The sequence below is a fragment of the Methanosarcina sp. DH1 genome, from assembly GCF_020804205.1.
Lineage (GTDB): Archaea > Halobacteriota > Methanosarcinia > Methanosarcinales > Methanosarcinaceae > Methanosarcina > Methanosarcina vacuolata.
The window spans coordinates 30,979-48,339 of record NZ_WJBJ01000030.1; the positions used below are offsets into that span (position 1 = coordinate 30,979).

A 17,361-nucleotide genomic window follows, 5' to 3' on the forward strand; every position below is an offset into this window, starting at 1 on the left:
ACACTCTGAGTATATTTTAAGTATACTTTAAACAACAAATTAAGTTATACTTTAGATAATACCATGAGTGCACTTGAAGTACGTATTATAGTCATGCCTGTAATTGTTGCAACAAAAAAACATCATTGTATCTCATTGGGAAGTTGCATTATTTAGCCTCGTGACCATAGTATACATTAAGTATACATTAAGATATTAAGTACGCTTTAGATGACACTCTGAGCACTGCTCTAAAATTCTTTGAGTAACCCTTTGAGTAAACACTATATTCTCAGTTATTCTGTAAGAGATCTGAAAAGTTCTGAAAGCTTACAGAAGACTAGAAAACAGGGAAACCAAACCTGATCATTCGTAAACTAATGTCATGGCAATTTAATTATTGAGCATAATCTTTGGCATAATCTTTGATAGCTTTTCATCAAAAGATGTCGATTCAGAGTTAACATGTGACCAATAACTAAATTTTCAAGATACTAGTGTCAAGAAAACTTAGTTATTGATTATCCAGTAAACTTTGAATCGTTGTACGCTGATGAGAAAGTACTAAGGATTATGATCCATAATTAACTTGCCATGACACTAGTTTCAAGATAACAATAATTAAGCAAATGGGAGATTTTTATGGAAATCAACGGAGTAGAAATCGAAGATACATATGCAGAAGCGTTTCCGATCAAGATCGCACGGGTACTCATAACAGCTGCTACCAAGCGCTGGGCCCTTGTAGCGGCTACTGAAGCTATAGGCTTTGCAACATCCGTTATAATGTGTCCTGCCGAAGCTGGAATTGAGAGATTAGCAAGTCCCGGTGAGACTCCCGATGGCAGGCCTGGAGTTTACATTCAGATATGTAATTTTAAATATGAAGCTCTGGAAGGACAATTGCTTCAAAGAATTGGACAATGTGTCCTCACAGCCCCTACAACTGCAGTTTTCAACGGGCTACCTGAGGCTGAAAAGCAGTTTGCCATTGGTGCTAAACTCAGATTTTTCGGAGACGGCATGGAGTCAGAAGTCCAGATTGAAGGCCGCAAGATGCACAAAATTCCTATCATGGAAGGAGACTTCTTGAACGAAGAAAATATTGGAGCTGTAGCTGGAATTGCAGGCGGAAACTTTTTCATCTTCGGAGACTCCCAGATGACCGCCCTGACCGCAGCCGAAGTTGCTGTTGATGCAATCGGAGAGCTTGAAGGTACAATTACCCCCTTCCCTGGCGGCATTGTATCCAGCGGATCCAAATCCGGAGCAAACAAATACAAGTTCCTGAAAGCTACTGCTAATGAAAAATTCTGCCCTTCCATAAAGGATAAGGTTGAAAACACTGAAATCCCGGCAGATGTCAATGCTGTTTATGAAATAGTCATCAACGGGCTTGATGAAGAAAGCATAAAAACTGCCATGAAAGCAGGAATTAAAGCCGCTGTAACTGTTCCGGGCGTTAAGAAAATCTCAGCAGGAAACTACGGCGGAAAGCTGGGTAAATATCAGTTTAAACTGCATGAGCTCTTCTAAGCTCTAAAACTTTTTCTTTTTTACTTTTTTCTCTATTCTTGGCTCTTCGCTACTTCAGTGGGTAACTTGAATTTAACTTCAAACGCACATGAAATTCTTCTAAATCACAGACACAAAGAAATGAAAGTAGTTGAAAGAATTTTCATGCCAAGAATTTTCATGCCAAATGTTAAGGTAGCATATTAAAGTAGCAATATTAAAGTAGCAATATTAAAATAGCAGTTATTAAAATAGCGTTTATTAAAATAGCAGTTATTAAAATAGCATATATCATATATGAAAACAGTTATTGTTGAAAATCACATTCAAGCTCAATTTTTTCATATTTGATCTTAATGCTTTCTAACTAAACAATTATTTTCAATCCATACAAAAAAGCGAAAGGCCTATTCTTTTTTTATTTTCTATTTTAGCGACTCTGGTCCAAAATCTAGTGATTTTTGTATTTTTCGATTGAAATCATGAACTTGCAGGAAGAATTTGTTCTTCAATCAAACTCAATATTTGATATCGAAAGACTTCCATCGAGAGGACGTATTTAATGGATTATAACCAATTACAAAATCTAGTGATTTTCAATTTCACGTTTATCACTGGATTTTGGTACTGAGTCATTTTAGCCCTTATGTAATGATAATCACAGAATATAGGATCGAATATAAAAAAATCAAAGACTTTAGATATCAAAGACTTTAGATATCAAAGACTTTAGATATCAAAGACTTTAGATATCAAAGACTTTAGATATCAAAGACTTTAGATATCAAAGACTTTAGATATCAAAGACTTTAGAGTCCAATTGCATTAAACCCAGAAAGTAAAACATCTCTCGGGTCAATGCCAGTTACATGCATCATGACATAAGCTGCAACGAAGGTCCCTGTCATGCTTCCTATGTTTGCAAAGCTTGCGACAAGGAGGACTCGCATGAACTTATTTTTGAACATTTCCTTGAAGGTTTCTACTCCTGCCAGAGCTTTTATATCTGCAGTAGTAGGGTTTCGCTGTTTCGCTTCGACAAGACCAGCAAACCAGCCTGCAGCAATAAGAGGGTGCAGAGTGGTTAACCAGGCAACCGAAAAGGCAGTCAGAACTGAATAAGGATGACCACCTGCAAGTAAAGTACCGATTGCACTGAGAGTTCCTGTAATAATAAACCACCATCCGAAGGCTATTAACAGGAGTTTAAGTGGAACACCAGAAAACAGCAGTAGTAAAAAAAATCCAACTATAACGGCGACAAAAGCAAAGCCAACAATCTTTCCAAAACCTATGCGTTTCTTTGGAACCTGCATAAGACTATTCAGGGGAGGAACGCTTTTCGGGTTCTTCAGGTACTTAGTTACTCCTGGCTTATGTCCGGCTCCAATTACCACGACAACAGTTTTGTTTCCACCTGCGGCAACCTTGAGGATGCTTCCTGCAAGATATGCATCCCTTTCATCAATGAGAACCTCAGCTGCAGTTGGGGCAAATTCTCTAAGTTCATTTACGAGACCAGTTACAACGTCGGTTTCTGTAATTTTATCAATGTCTATGTCAGTTCCTTTTCCTATTCCTATTAAGCCACCTAAAAGGGAAAAGATCATCTTGACTTTTTCCAAGAACTTCATTTTTCCCCAGAAACGCTGGAGGGTCACCTGAATATCCCTATCAATTAAGGCAATTTTAGCCCCTGTAGACTCGGCTTCCTCGATTGCAGCAAGCATTTCGGCTCCGGGCCTTACACCCATGTCGTCGCCGATCTTTTTCTGTACATAGGCAAGCAGCCAGTGAATCATGTAATAGTAAACCTTGCCTTCAGTAAGAATGTCCTTGATAGGCACCTGCTTTTCCTGCACATTACCCTTAAGGGAATCGTAACGTCCCCTACAAAGCTCGACAGCTACAATATCAGGTTTCAGCTCCCTTATAGCGGCCTTGACCTCGGCAACACTCTTTTCAGAGACATGGGCTGTTCCTATAAGCACAACTTTTGATGGCTGATATTCAGCCTGATGCGCATCCGAAAATTGAGAAGATGAAGGAATTGAAACTTCGGAAGCCGAATCAGGAATAGGTTCTGCAATAATTTCGGAACTTATGTCAAGCTTGGTTTCAAGCTTATCGGGTTCTATCTTGGATGCTGACACAGAAGTTTTTTCTTCCTGCGGCATGTTAATTGAAGAACCAGAAATTTTAGACTTTCCGACAGAAGTGGAGTTTTCTGCGGATTCGGTCACAAGTTTGTCCATAGAATATATTGACTCCTGAGATGAACTTATTGACTCCTGAGATGTATTATAAAAATTGTAGTCAGGGTCCTTGTCCTGAGAATCTGTAATTTCAGGTTTGCTCATTGTTAATCTCTCTGCTGCGACACGTTAAGATGATGCGTGAAAGCATATCCCTTGAAGGACTGCAGTTAATTGCATGAGTAATTAAATTCTTCACATAAAATAACCAAGCTATAAAAAAACTTAGCTATAAGCAGATAGTTAACTGGTGGTAATTATCTGCCAGAGATTTATATTTTGCTGCTTTCAGGTTTTATTCTTAGATTCATATTTGCTGCTTTCAGGTTTTATTCTTAGATTTATGTTTTTTGCCTTCAGAGTTTTATTCTTAGATTCATTTTTTGTTGTCTTCAGGTTTTATTCTTAGATTCATTTTTTGTTGTCTTCAGGTTTTACACACAATATATATAATATTTAATTTATATAATTGTTTATAAACTTATATAATATATTCCAATACAATTTGGTAAAACATGAGTTATGAAAAATTTAATAGAGTATGATCTTTTGATAAAAATATCTTTTGATGAAACCTTAATGAAACCTTATTTTGACAAGTCCTTTTTGACTAACTCCCTGTAAAACCTCTTTGATAATTTCCTCTTTGATAATTTCCTCTTTGATAATTTCCTCTTGATAAATTCTACTTAAGAATCTTCTTACTCGGAAATCTCCCTAATCTAGAGTGTTTAAGAATTACTCTGACCTCAGTTTCAGAGTCCGTACAAGATCCGTTCTTGAGAGTATTCCTACAATCGACCCGTTATCAATAACGAGAACTCTTCCAATATTTTTAGATGATATGAGTCTCAGGACATCAACGGCTTGCGCATCCGGAGATACCGAGATAACATCTCTGGTCATAATATCCGAGACCTGAGCCGCCGGGCGGTCAACAGGAGGAATATGCTGGATATCCGTAAACGTCACAATTCCTTTCAGGCTGTCCCCTTCCATAACAGGGTAACCCATATGTTTCTTCTCAAACATGAATTTGACCAGGTCGTCCACGCTCATAGAAGGACTGACTGAAACCACATTTCTGGTCATAATATCCCTGACCCTAATATTTTCAAGTGTCACCTCAGCCCGAGTAGAACGTTCCTCCTCAGACGCGCCGACATAAATAAAGAGCGCGATCAAAGGGAACCAGGGATTGCCTATGAGAATTCCAAAAATTGCCATAAGAACAGCAAAAAATTTCCCTACAGATGCTGCACTCTGGGTAGCTTTCACATAGGACATTCTTCTCGCGTAGAAAGAGCGAAGTACTCTACCTCCATCCATTGGAAAAGCAGGCAGCAGGTTGAAGATCCCGAGTATAAGGTTCATAACCCCAAGAATCCAGATAACAAGGTATACCGGGTTTTGAGAAAGCATAGGGTTAGGGGAAATGAAACTTCCGTATACTAAAAGACAGACTAAGCCTATTACAAGGCTTGTAAGGGGTCCCGCAGAAGCCATTTTTGCTTCCTGTTCAGGTTTTCGGGGTATCTTTTCCATAGACGACACTCCTCCAAAAAGGAAGAGCGTGATGTTCTCAATTTTGACCCCGTAACGCATTGCTAGATATGAATGTGCAAGTTCATGTACAAGGATCGAAGCAAAAAGCAGGATGGCAGTCAGGACTGAAAGTGAATATCTTGTGACAGACGGCTCAACTCCTTCAAAACCAAAAGGTTGCGGGTTGATCGCAAACGCATAAGCAAATATGGGTAATATGAGAAGAAAAGTTATGTGCAGCCTGATAGGTATACCCATAACACTCCCGATTTTCACTGACGATTTCATAAAGTAAATACCCCCATTTTCATTTTTATAGTATTAAGAAGACGGCTAAACGTGAATATGAACTAACGCGAAATCAGGTTAACACTAAATCAGGTAAAGTTGGATCTGAACTTAAAATATCAGGTTCAGACTGTCGCAAATAACACAGCTCATCAGGAGTTGAAATTTATAGGTAGTTCTGTTCATAAATTCCACTGGAGCTGTCCGTAATTTCACTAAACTCTGCTCTTAAACTCTTCATAAGTTCACTAAACTCTGCTCTTAAATTCGTCGTAATTTCACTAAACTCTGCTCTTAAACTCTTCATAAGTCCACTAAACTCTGCTCTTAAATTCGTCGTAATTTCACTAAATTCTGCTTCTAAACTCTTCGTAAGTTCACTAAATTCTGCTCTTAAATTCGTCGTAATTTCACTAAACTCTGCTCTTAAACTCTTCATAAGTCCACTAAACTCTGCTCTTAAATTCGTCGTAATTTCACTAAATTCTGCTTCTAAACTCTTCGTAAGTTCACTAAATTCTGCTTCTAAACCCTTCTAATTAACTTTCCCTCATAAAGTCGTCTTGAAAAATTCAACTGATCAAATTACCTGATATAAAGATAACTGACCTCATTTATTATTTGGCGATAATTATACATATCTGTTTGTACGTGATGAGACACGACTAATACGCAATAGCAAATTAAAACAGTTGAGCAAAAACCGAAGAAATTATGTAAGTAAGAAAGAAGTAAGATTTTAAATTCTGCTGTCAATTAAAGTTCTGCTGTTAATTAAAATTCTGCTGTTAATTAAAGTTCTGCTGTTAATTAAAATTCTGCTGTTAATTAAAGTTCTGCTGTTAATTAAAGTTCTGCTGTTAATTAAAATTCTGCTGTTAATTAAAGTTCTGCTGTCAATTAAAGTTCTGCTGTCAATTAAAGTTCTGCTGTTACTTTTCTCAGATCTTGCAGGAATTCGTCTATATCGCGGGATGTGTTGTGAGGCATCAGGACCAGGCGAAGAGACCTTGGGCTGCGAGTAATTGAGACGTTCCAACCAAATTTCTTAAGGAGCTGCTCCCGCACAAGATCAGGGTTCGGAACTCTCAGGGCGACCACGTTCATTACAGGCTCGATCAGAGGTTCGAAACCTAATTTTCGAGATTCTTTGACCAATTTTGCAGTAAGCTGCATGCAGTACTGTACATTTTTTCTATATCCTTCACGTCCAAGATACTTCATAATGGCATAAGTGGCCGCGGCTGAAGCTCCACTACGTGTGCCTGTGAGAGTAAACTGAGCTTTTGTTGTAAGATATGGAGTATTTACCTTAAGTGAGTCCATAAAAGAAGGAGATCTGAATAACAGGGCACCCGAGGGAATTGTGGAGAGACCCATCTTATGGGGATCTATTGCAATGGAGGTAACACCTGGAACTTTGAAATCGAAAGAATATGGCTTTTCAAGGAATGGAATTACAAACCCTCCGAAAGCTGCATCAATATGAAGGAAAATCTCATTTTCAAGAGCAAGTTTTGAAAGTTCCTCAATCGGATCTATCTGTCCGAATTCTGTATTTCCTGCTATCCCTACGAGTCCGATAGTGTTTGCATCTATAAGACGTTCCACAGATGCGATATCCACCCTGAATTCAGAATCCAGAAGAGCTCTTTTAACCTTAATCCCCATCATATTGGCGACCTTATCAAATGAGAAGTGAGCTGACTCGGGAACAACTATATTGAGAATCTCACCTGACTTTTTCCCGTCTTCAGTTACGAGGTTTTTCATGCCTCTTATAGCCTGAATATTAGATTCCGTGCCTCCTGTTGTAAGATAACCGCAAACCGAACTCTCACATGAATCTCCGGAAGGAATTTCAACAGATTGAGCATGAAGAAGTTCTCCCAGCATCTGGATAACTTCTTGTTCCAGTCTGTGGGCACCTGCAAAAAGTCCCAGGTCGCCCAGGTTAGCCTCAATAAATAGCCTGTGAGCCTCAATCGCGATTCTGTGCGGGTGAGTGCACATTGAACTTAAAACCCTGTAGTAATCCGTATCTTCTGACTTTACATCTTCCAAGTAGGAAAATATCTCTTTCTCAGAAAGACCCTGCTCATTCATGTGGATAAAGTAAAACCAGTTTTATTTAAAATACTTATGGAATACAACTGCTAAATTACCAGGTACCTCTCCTAACAACAGGACGAGGAAGTGTCCAAAATCTAAAAAAAAGAATGTATGTTAAGATATCATAATAATGTCTGCTTAAGAGGGAGACCCCTATATTTCGAGTGGAGAGATTTTTGTAGGTCTAGGAATGTGAATTTATCAGAACATATAGCTTAGATTTATTAGTTTTTTGAAAACGCACATAACATTCTTCTAATCACAAGCACAAAGAAACCACAAGCACAAAGAAACGAAAGTACTTAAAAGAACTTTCATGCTGAACAATATTTTTTCTGATAGATAGGTCATCAGTACAATGAATGTATTTGATGAATATTTGATGAATATTTGATGAACATTTGATAAACGTTTGATAAACGTTTGATAAACGTTTGATAAACGTTTGATAAACGTTTGATAAACATTTGATGAATACATTTAATCAGCTTTTTCTCTTTTGTGAAAAACATTTCCAAAAAGAAACTAGCCTTTTTAATAATAAATTATATATAGTATTAACTCTATAACTAAACAACATTATTTTACTGATAAGCAGAATAAAATCTTATTTTATTTTGCTGCCTAGAACTTCCAATCTCTTTAATGGAAACCATGGGGTCTGGGGGTTATATAAACGTTCCAGTGGAAATTGGGGGGTCTAACCTATGTTTTTACTCTTTTCTTTGTTTATCTTTCTTTGATTTCCTTAACTTTCTACCTTTTTTATTTTCTCGATTTTCTTTGACTTTCTTTGATTTCCTTAACTTTCTTTACTTTCCTAGCTTTTTTATTTTCTTTATCTTTTTCTTACTTTTTCAATGCAAATAATTCTGAGTTTTAAAATTTATTTAAAGTTTTCTATTTTCTAAACTCTGTAAACCCTTTTATTCACAGGTGATTTGATTTACATGATTCTAATTTTATCTCAAAATTTTTATTCTTTAATTTTATGTAAAAATATTCTAATTTTCATAACTTCTTCCATTCGAAAGGAAGGGTTTAAATTCAACCTCCATTGATTCTGGAGTTCATAATTTTTTGTTTCAGCTATAATAAGTTGTATAACGTTGGTTTTTATGGTGGATATTTAAGGTATAAATCTTTTCCAGTGGAAACAAGGGGGTCTTTACCATAACAATTAATACGGTGTACTTCCATTGCATCTACTGCAAATATAGCTTAAAATTACTTGTTTATAAACCAATTTCACCTAAAATTTCAACAAAAGAAGATCTGGAATATAGATTTTATCTGGTAGGCGAGATATCTTAATACTTAAAACTCGCCCGCCATTTTATCATCAGCTAGTAGAAAATAAGGGTTTCAGGCATTAATTATAAGCAATATGTCTCTTCTATCCCTTTCTCCTTATTAGCAGGATTTATAGGGTTTTTCATAAAGGCACAAATAATAATGAAGTAAAATCTCAGAAATCCTAAAACGAACTTTAGTTCCAGATATTGAGAGTTAAAATTTCGGAGTTAAGAGTTTAACCTTTCCCCCTTTCCCTCTCTCCCCCTTTCCAAATATCTTTTACATAAAACCACATTTACAGCCTCCTAAAATCCCTTGATAACCATTACACAAATTATTGAAACCCGCTAAACGGCTATTGTAAGATTAGTCTAAAGCTTGTCAAATAGTTGCGGTTATAATTGTCATGCATTTGAAAAGGAAGCTCTAAAAACACAATACTTAATAGATGCGGATCAGGAGGATTAAATTGACTGCAGACTGTAAAATTCCTCCTGATTTCAGGTGGCAGTAAAACGTTTAAGATTAAAAACACTTAAAATTAGTAAAACGCTTAAAATTAAAAGTGCTTAAAATTAGTAAAACGCTTAAAATTAAAAGTGCTTAAAATTAGTAAAACGCTTAAAATTAAAAGTGCTTAAAATTAGTAAAACGCTTAAAATTAAAAGCATTTAAAATTAGTAAAACATTTAAAATCAAAACATTTAAAATTAAAAAACTAAAAATCATTATTACAAAAATAAATATTAAAGTAATTCAAAGAAAAAGTATACAGAGTTTTTCAACTATATTAATTTATTATATCTAACTTACGTAGTAAAATTACTGCGCCTACTGTATCAATTAATTTTACATGCAACGGTTTGCATTGTATTAAGTTTGCATTGTATTAATTGTCTGCGTTAGAAGTATCTTAATTTCTTAAATGCTTAATATCATAATTTTTATAGAGGATCTTCATGATAAAAGCTCAATCATTAGACGGCTTATTCGAAAAATTACTTGACGGAAAATCAATTTTCAAAAATAAAGAAGTACTTCGGCCTTCTTATACGCCTGACCTTTTATTGCACAGAAATGAGCAAATTAACAGTCTTGCGACAATCCTGGTTTCTGCACTCCGAGGAGAAACTCCTTCCAATGTACTTATTTATGGGAAAACCGGAACAGGAAAAACCGCTGTTACCCGTTATGTTGGAAAAGAACTTGAAAGGGTAAGTGAAGAGAAATCCCTTTTCTGCTCGGTTGTTTATATTAATTGTGAAGTAATCGATACACAGTACCGGCTCCTTGCAAATCTTGCCAGACATTTTGAAGAAGAAGTTCCTATGACCGGGTGGCCTACTGATCAGGTCTTCATGAAATTCAAGGAGGCAATAGATTCCAGAGAGCAGGTCATTGTCATAATTCTGGACGAAATCGATAAGCTGATCAAAAAAGGCGATGATGTTCTTTATAATTTATCGAGAATCAATACAGACTTGCAGAGAGCCAAAGTCAGTATGATCGGCGTTTCAAACGATCTGAAATTCACGGAATTTCTGGACCCCAGGGTCAAAAGTTCCCTGGGCGAAGAAGAACTTATTTTTCCTCCTTATGACGCTGAACAGATAAGCGATATCCTGAAACAAAGAGCAAAAATGGCCTACACCGACGGTGCTCTTGGTGAGATGGTAATTCCCTTATGCGCCGCTTTTGCAGCTCAGGAACATGGCGATGCAAGGCGCGCACTTGACCTCCTAAGGGTCTCGGGGGAAATTGCAGAAAGGGAAAATCAGCCTCAGGTTCTTGAAGAGCACGTAAGGCGCGCTCAGGAAAAAATCGAAGTTGATCGAGTAGTCGAAGTGGTAAGAACCCTTCCAACCCAGTCCAAACTCGTACTATATAGTATCATTCTTTTGCGGAGCAGAGGCAGAGAAGGTAAAAATGTCACAACAGGCGAGATGTACAATGTTTACCGCCAGCTCTGCCACCATATTGACGTAGATATTCTTACCCAGCGCAGGGTTACTGATCTCATGTCCGAACTTGATATGCTGGGAATAGTCAACGCAGTGGTTGTAAGTAAAGGTCGCTATGGTCGAACGAAAGAAATTTCACTGAGCGTTCCAGTCGAAAGCACCCGTAAAGTACTTCTTGAGGATTACAGGCTCAAACCTCTGGTAGACTTCAAGGCATCAGTTTTCAGCAAGATGTTTTCGTAAATACGTTTTCATAAAGACGTTTTCAGCAAGACGTTTTCGTAAATACGTTTTCATAAAGACGTTTTCATAAGAACGAGGCATGTTTTCACAAGGATGAGACTTTTTATATTCTCCATCCTGGTTTTTTGGCCTACCTTCTAACTTCTCACTTTTTCGGGGTTCCCATAACCTCTTTTAACTTTTCTTATTTTAGGTCTTTAAATCTTCTCTAACTTCCCTTACTTCAGGTTTTTGCCTTTCTTTGCCCTTTCTCTACTCTCAGTTTTTCAGTTTTTTCGTGCTCCAGCTTATTTTTATCATTCATGTGTTAGTTTTCAGGAAATAATATATACGATCCTGTGATTTGACTAGAATCATATTATCTTATGGTTAGCTTATGGATTCGATTATTCAACTTATGAGTTAATTTATAATTTTATCTCTATCCACCTTTAAAATTAGGATTCAATATACTCAGGTTTCTGTTCAAATCTAATAATTCAATAGTCCAAACCCAATAATCTAATATTAAACAAATTAGACAATTCAAATCCAATGATTATTGCTTAGATAATTCAAATCCAATGATTATTGCTTAGATAATTCAGATCCAATGATTATTGCTTAGATAATTCAAGTCCAATGATTATTGCTTAGATAATTCAAATCCAATGATTATTAATTAGACAATTCAAATCCAATGATTATTGCTTAGACAATTCAAATCCAATGATTCATGATCCAGTAATTTAAGTTAGTAATTCAGGTTTAATGGCTCATATTAATAGTTTAAGTTTAATTAAAGTTTAAAGGGTAATTTTTGATGAAGATAATAGCGTTCGTAGGCATGCCAGCATCTGGAAAGTCGGAAGCTGCCAGAATTGCTGCTGAAATGGGTATTCCCGTTATTAACATGGGTGATGTGATCCGAAAGGAAGTTTCAAAGCGCGGGCTTGAACCCAATGATTCCAATACCGGAATGGTTGCAACACAACTTCGCAAATGCGAGGGTATGGATGCAGTCGCAGTACGCTGTACTTCCCAAATCAGGGATGCCGGCTCTGACCTTATTGTTGTGGATGGGGTGCGTGGAATTGCCGAAGTGGAATGCTTCAGGCGAGAATTCGGAGAAGGTTTTATTCTAATTTCTATTTATGCTCCTATTGAAATTCGCTTTTCTAGAGTTCAGAAACGAGGACGAAGCGATGATATGAACAGTATAGAAGGTCTCCGCAACCGGGACGAACGAGAACTCGGCTGGGGGATGGGAGAAGCTATAGAAGCATCGAATATTGAAATTGAAAATAATTCCACTCTGGAAATTTTCAAAAAGGATGTTGTTGAAGTTTTGAGCAACTACTTTGAAAAAAACCCCGCTGAGTAACACTCTCAAATATATTTCTGAAAAAAATTCAAAATTCCGGAATAAATCCTTTTTAAATTACTGGAGTAGATTTATGATACATGTTAAGGTTTCAGCAGCTGTATATCCTACAGAAGACTCGGAAAAGGTTGTCAAAGCAGTCTCGTCTCTTTTTACTGATATTGAACTTGAGAAGAAAGATATTGAAATCACTGGTTCAGAAACGGGAGTTTCTCCTTCCTTTTTCTTTTCAGGGGAAGGAGGAATTGATGTTCTGCAAACTCTGCATTGGCTCATTCGCAGGGAAGAAATTATAGATAGCGTCCGCAACAAAGCTTTCAGCAAAGGTTTATCCAGCGACGGGCTTTCGGTTTGTTTTTCGCTCAATAAACAGGCTGCTTTTGTCGGAATTCCCAGTGTTCCTGCACAGGAAGAACCTCTTGGATCTATTGAAATCGTTATCACAGCCGACTCTCAGGAAGAAATGGAAAGGCTTTTTGAATGGCTTTTGCCCCTTACTGAAGATGGAAAGCCTGTTGTTGAGGTAGAAATGGACTCTGTGGAGAAGAATTGAAGGGCTTTAACATGTTTTACACAACATACATTTTCTCTGTAACCTTTTAATCCATTTTTTACCAACTTTCAATACATTCAAAATATATTTTTAATCAATTTTTACTACATTTTTAATATTTAATATCTTTAATATTTTGTAAACTGGGCTAATAATAGTTCATTAAAATAATTCAGTTAAATATATCTCAGTTCTCGCTAGATGATGTATATTGATAAATGAAAAGGAATGAACTTTCATCATGCAATTGCACAGAATCAGCTATTCTTCGCGTGCAGTCATTGAAGACCCTTTCAAATGGGCTTACACGCTTGAAGACCATGGATACACCGGTTGGGAAGTCGTACAGGAAGGTTCTCAGTGCCTGAACAGTAAGAACATTCAGAATTTGAAAAATATCAGTGAAACCACAGGTCTCGAGCTAACTCTGCACCTACCTTTCTCGGATATGAATCTGGCAGGTCTGAATTACTCAATCAGGACAGAAGTTATCAGGCAGATGAAGCACTACCTTACTCTTGCCTCTAACTATGTCAATCTTGCTGTAGTACACCCTGGTTATCTTTCTCCTTATGGCGCGCAGGTTCCACAGGAAGCTTATTTTACCAATCTTGCTTCTCTTCAGGAAATCTGTGACTTCGCTGCGGATTTCGGAATCCTTGTTGCTGTCGAAAATATGCCCGACATGCCTAAGATCTTTGGAAAATATCCCGACGAGATGCTTGAGATGCTTGAATCCATTGGAAGCCATAATGTAGGTTTCACCTTCGATGTCGGACACGCAAACACATTAGGGCTTATTGACGATTTTCTGGATCAGTTAAGCAATCGTATTTCCCATGTGCACATCCATGATAATATGGGAAAAAAAGATGAACATTTACCTATTGGAGAGGGTAATATTAACTGGAAACAGGTTATGGAGAAGCTCTCAAACTATGAAGGAATCTTTGTTACTGAAATGAGTTCAGTAGAAGAAGGGATCAAGAGCCTCGAGTTTTTAAGGGATTTGTGATAAGGAACTTGTGAGTTTTTGAGGCTCTGTTTCCCGTTTTTTACTTCTTTCAAATTATTTTTTCCCTATATTTTCATAAATTGTTTTTCTGAAGAACCCCTTGAAATTATTTTTCCCTATATTTCCATAACTCGTCTTTCTGAGGAACCTGTTGAAATCATTTTTTAATTGCCTTACAAAAGATAACATTGTTACCATTCCAGAGATCGATATCTGGCAAGACATCATCATAGCACTCGACTTTTTCAAAGTTTTCTTGTACCAGCATCTTTTTCAGGTCATCATAAGTGAAGAAGTGAGTCCAAAAACGATATACATTGAAATTGTCTGAATTATCGATTACGATGTGCTGGTACAATATCACTTTGTCCATCGGATAATAGTAGGAGTCTGAAAGAACAAGGTATGGTCTATCTTTCCAAAAGCCACATTCTTCCATTTCCCAGGATTTTTCAGCAACTTTCAATTCGATGTCTTTATCACTGAGAACATCAAAAATGAAAATTCCTTTAGGCTTTAAAGCTCTGTAAATATTCTGTAATAAAGTCTTTCTTGCAACTGGTGTTAAGACGCCAAAATCAGTAAAAATCATCATTGCAAGGTCATATTTATTCTCTTCACATAGTTCGAGGTAATTCTGGGTTATGTATTCTATATCCAGGTTTTTCTTTATGGCTTCATTTCTGGCATATTCGATTGAATTCTTTGAGAAATCGACACCTGTTACTTTATGTCCCCTCTTTGCCATAACCTCAGCATACAATCCGGGTCCGCATCCCAGATCAAGAATATTCATTTTTTCCTGATTGACGGAGTTTAAAATCCAGTCCACGGTACTTTCTATACTTGCTTTTCTCCGGCTTGCCAGATCAATATCCGGGTTCAAATGGATATTCAACAGCTGCTTTGAAATGTGGTCATCTGTCCACATAACAGCGTTTCCTTCTGCATAGATTTGCGGTTTCTTTGTAAACTCTAGAATATCTATAAAATTCATAAATGAGCCCTCTTTTCCACCGTCATGGATTTATTTACGGACTTTATTCACGGACTCTTATATCTGCGATTAACCACAACTCTCTATCTCTACGATTAACCGTTAAACAACTCTCTATTTGCGATTAACCACAACTCTCTATCTACGATTAACCGTTAAACAACTCTCTATTTGCGATTAACCACAACTCTCTATCTACGATTAACCGTTAAACAACTCTCTATTTGCGATTAACCACAACTCTCTATCTACGATTAACCGTTAATATCTTTCAATAAAACAGAATGCTCAGCTGCTGTTCATTCTAAAATCCTTTTTTGAATTCCCTATTAATAACTTACGCCATGGTGGGAATTCTTCGTAACGTTTAGCATGAAAATTCTTTCAAGTACTTTCATTTCTTTGCGCTTGTGATTAGAAGATGATTAGAAGAATTTCATATGCGTTTTGGTAGTATTATTCACTTTCTTAATTGTTTCATTCCCGTGGTTCTTTTTCATTCAAGTATCTGGCCCAGTCACCGTGCTCGATTCTTTCCGATTCAGGTTTCTCATCATAAACGTAAATAAAGCCTCTAAATTTCTGCTCACCAATTTCCAGATCCACATACTCCCTGTGGTATCCTCCGAAAAGTTCCATATAATCAATTGATTTGGCAATTTCAAGCTGCTGTTTTCCTGAAAACCTGCGTACTTCAGCTACAACACAGGAATTTTCCAAGGGATAGATGCCTGGATAAGGGCCCAGGGAGTAAAGAGCGTACCCTCTTACTGTTGTTGTACCAAGAAACTCTGACCTGTTTTGCAGATCAAAACGGCGGCTATTGTAAAGCCCATTTCTTAGGCTGCCGTACAGTGCCATGATAAGCTCTTCACCTTCAGGTTTCTGGTAAGAACGCTGCCAACAGACATTTCTGTGAAAAACATTTCCATAAAGAGTCTTATCTCTTACTGTATTTCCTGAATTTTTCTCCATATTCTACCCTTAAAAATTATGTATATAAATTTATAAAATACTTATTTTGTAAAGCCATAGCCTGCAAATCTCTGGGGAATGTCAAGGTTTGCCAGCAGGAAACGGTCTTCTTTACTGTAAGCTACTTTTTTATTACCTAAAAGTTCCATCACGCAGGTACTGCCAGGCTTTGCTTCTTTTACTTCCTTCCCATCAACCAGGATCTTCTCCACACGTACAGGTTCGGACTGCAGGCCAACAAAGAGATGAAGCACACTTGAGGTTTCAATTGCTCGTGTGAATCTTGAGATGGTGCATTCAAGGACATAATCAGTACTTATGATTTCTTTATCGGAGATGATAAATCCCCTTTCTATATCTTTGGCCTGCACGTTTTTAAGACGCATTCCTACTCTGGTGCCTGTGGGTGCACTTTCAATATCCACATCGTGGCTCTGGATGGATCGAATTTCAATGTCCCTGTCCATCGGGAAAATTTTGGTTTTGTCCTTGTCTTTTGAAATCCCCTGTTTGACAACTCCGAGAACAACGCAGCCTTTTCCAGTAACATTGAACGCATGATCTATAAACACTCTTGCAGGCAGACTATTCAACTCAGCCTGTTCGGCTTCGATTTTTTCTGAGATCTCGGAAATTTTGGCTTTGAGGTCTTCCACACCCTCAAAAGGATCTTTTGCACTTTTGTTGGTATTCAGGGAAATACATTCCCAATCCTGAAGGGAAGTGCCTGCGGTCATCAGTTTTATTTTCTTTATCAGCTCATCGATTGCATACATATGTGTACTGTCGGACTTTGTCAGGGCAATTATTCCATGCTTAAAGCCGAGCAGATCCAGGGCAACAATGCATTCTCCGGTATGAACACTTGCAGGATTATTCCTATCAAGGCCATCAGGAGGGACACAGAGGATTGCCATATCTGAAATATTCAGTACCGTAATCAGGGATTTTAAAGCTTTGGGATAGCCGTGCGAGTCTACAAAAACCATTTTCCGGCTCTCCTTAGCATTATTATACATAGTTATGTCGGAGGATGTTCCTTTTTTCCCCAGGTTTGCGGCAAGGGAGGTTCTTCCACTTTTTTCCGTCCCGATAATTGCAACATTTGTCATACTGGATTCCTTCTAATTCTTTGTAATTTCTTTTAATTTCTTTTAATTCCTTTTAATTCCTTTTAATTCCTTGTAATTCCTTTTAATTCCTTTTAATTCCTTTTAATTCCTTTTAATTCCTTTTAATTCCTTGTAATTCCTTTTAATTCCTT

General features: G+C 37.2%; 12 protein-coding genes. 5 read left to right on the top strand and 7 right to left on the bottom strand.

Annotation, left to right across the window (positions count from 1 at the left end):
* Positions 1–621 precede the first annotated feature (621 nt).
* On the top strand, positions 622–1,515 hold the full coding sequence (gene fhcD / locus FXW07_RS16690) for a formylmethanofuran--tetrahydromethanopterin N-formyltransferase (RefSeq protein ID WP_229396534.1): 894 nt from the start codon (positions 622–624) through the stop codon (positions 1,513–1,515).
* A gap of 788 nt (positions 1,516–2,303) precedes the next feature.
* Here fhcD and FXW07_RS16695 read toward each other — a convergent pair.
* The 4 genes from FXW07_RS16695 to mfnA form a co-directional block, all read right to left on the bottom strand.
* A complete protein-coding gene (locus FXW07_RS16695; RefSeq protein ID WP_229396536.1) occupies positions 2,304–3,854 on the bottom strand; it encodes a TraB/GumN family protein in 1,551 nt (516 codons plus the stop codon).
* Between the two features lie 633 nt (positions 3,855–4,487).
* Positions 4,488–5,582, bottom strand: a complete 1,095-nt coding sequence (locus tag FXW07_RS16700; protein WP_229396538.1) for a CBS domain-containing protein — start codon at positions 5,580–5,582, stop codon at positions 4,488–4,490.
* 166 nt (positions 5,583–5,748) lie between these two features.
* Positions 5,749–6,021: a hypothetical protein gene (locus FXW07_RS16705; protein ID WP_229396540.1), complete on the bottom strand. Its 273-nt coding sequence runs from the start codon at positions 6,019–6,021 to the stop codon at positions 5,749–5,751.
* Positions 6,022–6,500: 479 nt separating this feature from the next.
* The gene (gene mfnA / locus FXW07_RS16710) at positions 6,501–7,688 is read right to left on the bottom strand and encodes a tyrosine decarboxylase MfnA (RefSeq protein WP_229396542.1); all 1,188 of its coding nucleotides are present in this window, start codon (positions 7,686–7,688) and stop codon (positions 6,501–6,503) included.
* Between the two features lie 2,261 nt (positions 7,689–9,949).
* Between mfnA and FXW07_RS16715 the strand changes: the two genes are divergently transcribed.
* The 4 genes from FXW07_RS16715 (at position 9,950) to FXW07_RS16730 (ending at position 14,125) form a co-directional block, all read left to right on the top strand.
* Positions 9,950–11,194, top strand: coding sequence for an ORC1-type DNA replication protein (locus FXW07_RS16715; protein WP_229396543.1), 1,245 nt, complete (start codon positions 9,950–9,952; stop codon positions 11,192–11,194).
* Positions 11,195–11,996: 802 nt separating this feature from the next.
* Positions 11,997–12,557: a dephospho-CoA kinase gene (locus FXW07_RS16720; protein ID WP_229396545.1), complete on the top strand. Its 561-nt coding sequence runs from the start codon at positions 11,997–11,999 to the stop codon at positions 12,555–12,557.
* Between the two features lie 73 nt (positions 12,558–12,630).
* On the top strand, positions 12,631–13,110 hold the full coding sequence (locus FXW07_RS16725; RefSeq protein ID WP_229396547.1) for an RNA-binding domain-containing protein: 480 nt from the start codon (positions 12,631–12,633) through the stop codon (positions 13,108–13,110).
* A 241-nt stretch (positions 13,111–13,351) separates the two neighbouring features.
* Positions 13,352–14,125 (top strand): sugar phosphate isomerase/epimerase family protein, encoded by a 774-nt coding sequence (locus tag FXW07_RS16730; protein WP_229396548.1) that lies wholly within the window; start codon positions 13,352–13,354, stop codon positions 14,123–14,125.
* Positions 14,126–14,282: 157 nt separating this feature from the next.
* Here the strand turns inward: FXW07_RS16730 and FXW07_RS16735 are convergent, their stop codons facing one another.
* From FXW07_RS16735 to FXW07_RS16745, 3 genes are all read right to left on the bottom strand, one after another.
* Positions 14,283–15,122: a class I SAM-dependent methyltransferase gene (locus tag FXW07_RS16735; RefSeq protein ID WP_229396550.1), complete on the bottom strand. Its 840-nt coding sequence runs from the start codon at positions 15,120–15,122 to the stop codon at positions 14,283–14,285.
* A gap of 477 nt (positions 15,123–15,599) precedes the next feature.
* Positions 15,600–16,097 carry a gamma-glutamylcyclotransferase gene (locus FXW07_RS16740; RefSeq protein WP_229396551.1) on the bottom strand — a complete coding sequence of 166 codons (498 nt, stop codon included), beginning with the start codon at positions 16,095–16,097 and terminating at the stop codon, positions 15,600–15,602.
* Between the two features lie 41 nt (positions 16,098–16,138).
* Positions 16,139–17,209: an elongation factor Tu gene (locus FXW07_RS16745; protein WP_229396553.1), complete on the bottom strand. Its 1,071-nt coding sequence runs from the start codon at positions 17,207–17,209 to the stop codon at positions 16,139–16,141.
* Positions 17,210–17,361: the final 152 nt, after the last annotated feature.

What these genes read in the sequence shown, in the direction of transcription:
- fhcD (WP_229396534.1), top strand. Translation starts at nt 622, where the DNA reads ATGGAAATCAACGGAGTAGAAATCGAAGATACATATGCAGAAGCGTTT.
- FXW07_RS16695 (WP_229396536.1), bottom strand. Translation starts at nt 3,854, where the DNA reads ATGAGCAAACCTGAAATTACAGATTCTCAGGACAAGGACCCTGACTAC.
- FXW07_RS16700 (WP_229396538.1), bottom strand. Translation starts at nt 5,582, where the DNA reads ATGAAATCGTCAGTGAAAATCGGGAGTGTTATGGGTATACCTATCAGG.
- FXW07_RS16705 (WP_229396540.1), bottom strand. Translation starts at nt 6,021, where the DNA reads ATGAAGAGTTTAAGAGCAGAGTTTAGTGAAATTACGACGAATTTAAGA.
- mfnA (WP_229396542.1), bottom strand. Translation starts at nt 7,688, where the DNA reads ATGAATGAGCAGGGTCTTTCTGAGAAAGAGATATTTTCCTACTTGGAA.
- FXW07_RS16715 (WP_229396543.1), top strand. Translation starts at nt 9,950, where the DNA reads ATGATAAAAGCTCAATCATTAGACGGCTTATTCGAAAAATTACTTGAC.
- FXW07_RS16720 (WP_229396545.1), top strand. Translation starts at nt 11,997, where the DNA reads ATGAAGATAATAGCGTTCGTAGGCATGCCAGCATCTGGAAAGTCGGAA.
- FXW07_RS16725 (WP_229396547.1), top strand. Translation starts at nt 12,631, where the DNA reads ATGATACATGTTAAGGTTTCAGCAGCTGTATATCCTACAGAAGACTCG.
- FXW07_RS16730 (WP_229396548.1), top strand. Translation starts at nt 13,352, where the DNA reads ATGCAATTGCACAGAATCAGCTATTCTTCGCGTGCAGTCATTGAAGAC.
- FXW07_RS16735 (WP_229396550.1), bottom strand. Translation starts at nt 15,122, where the DNA reads ATGAATTTTATAGATATTCTAGAGTTTACAAAGAAACCGCAAATCTAT.
- FXW07_RS16740 (WP_229396551.1), bottom strand. Translation starts at nt 16,097, where the DNA reads ATGGAGAAAAATTCAGGAAATACAGTAAGAGATAAGACTCTTTATGGA.
- FXW07_RS16745 (WP_229396553.1), bottom strand. Translation starts at nt 17,209, where the DNA reads ATGACAAATGTTGCAATTATCGGGACGGAAAAAAGTGGAAGAACCTCC.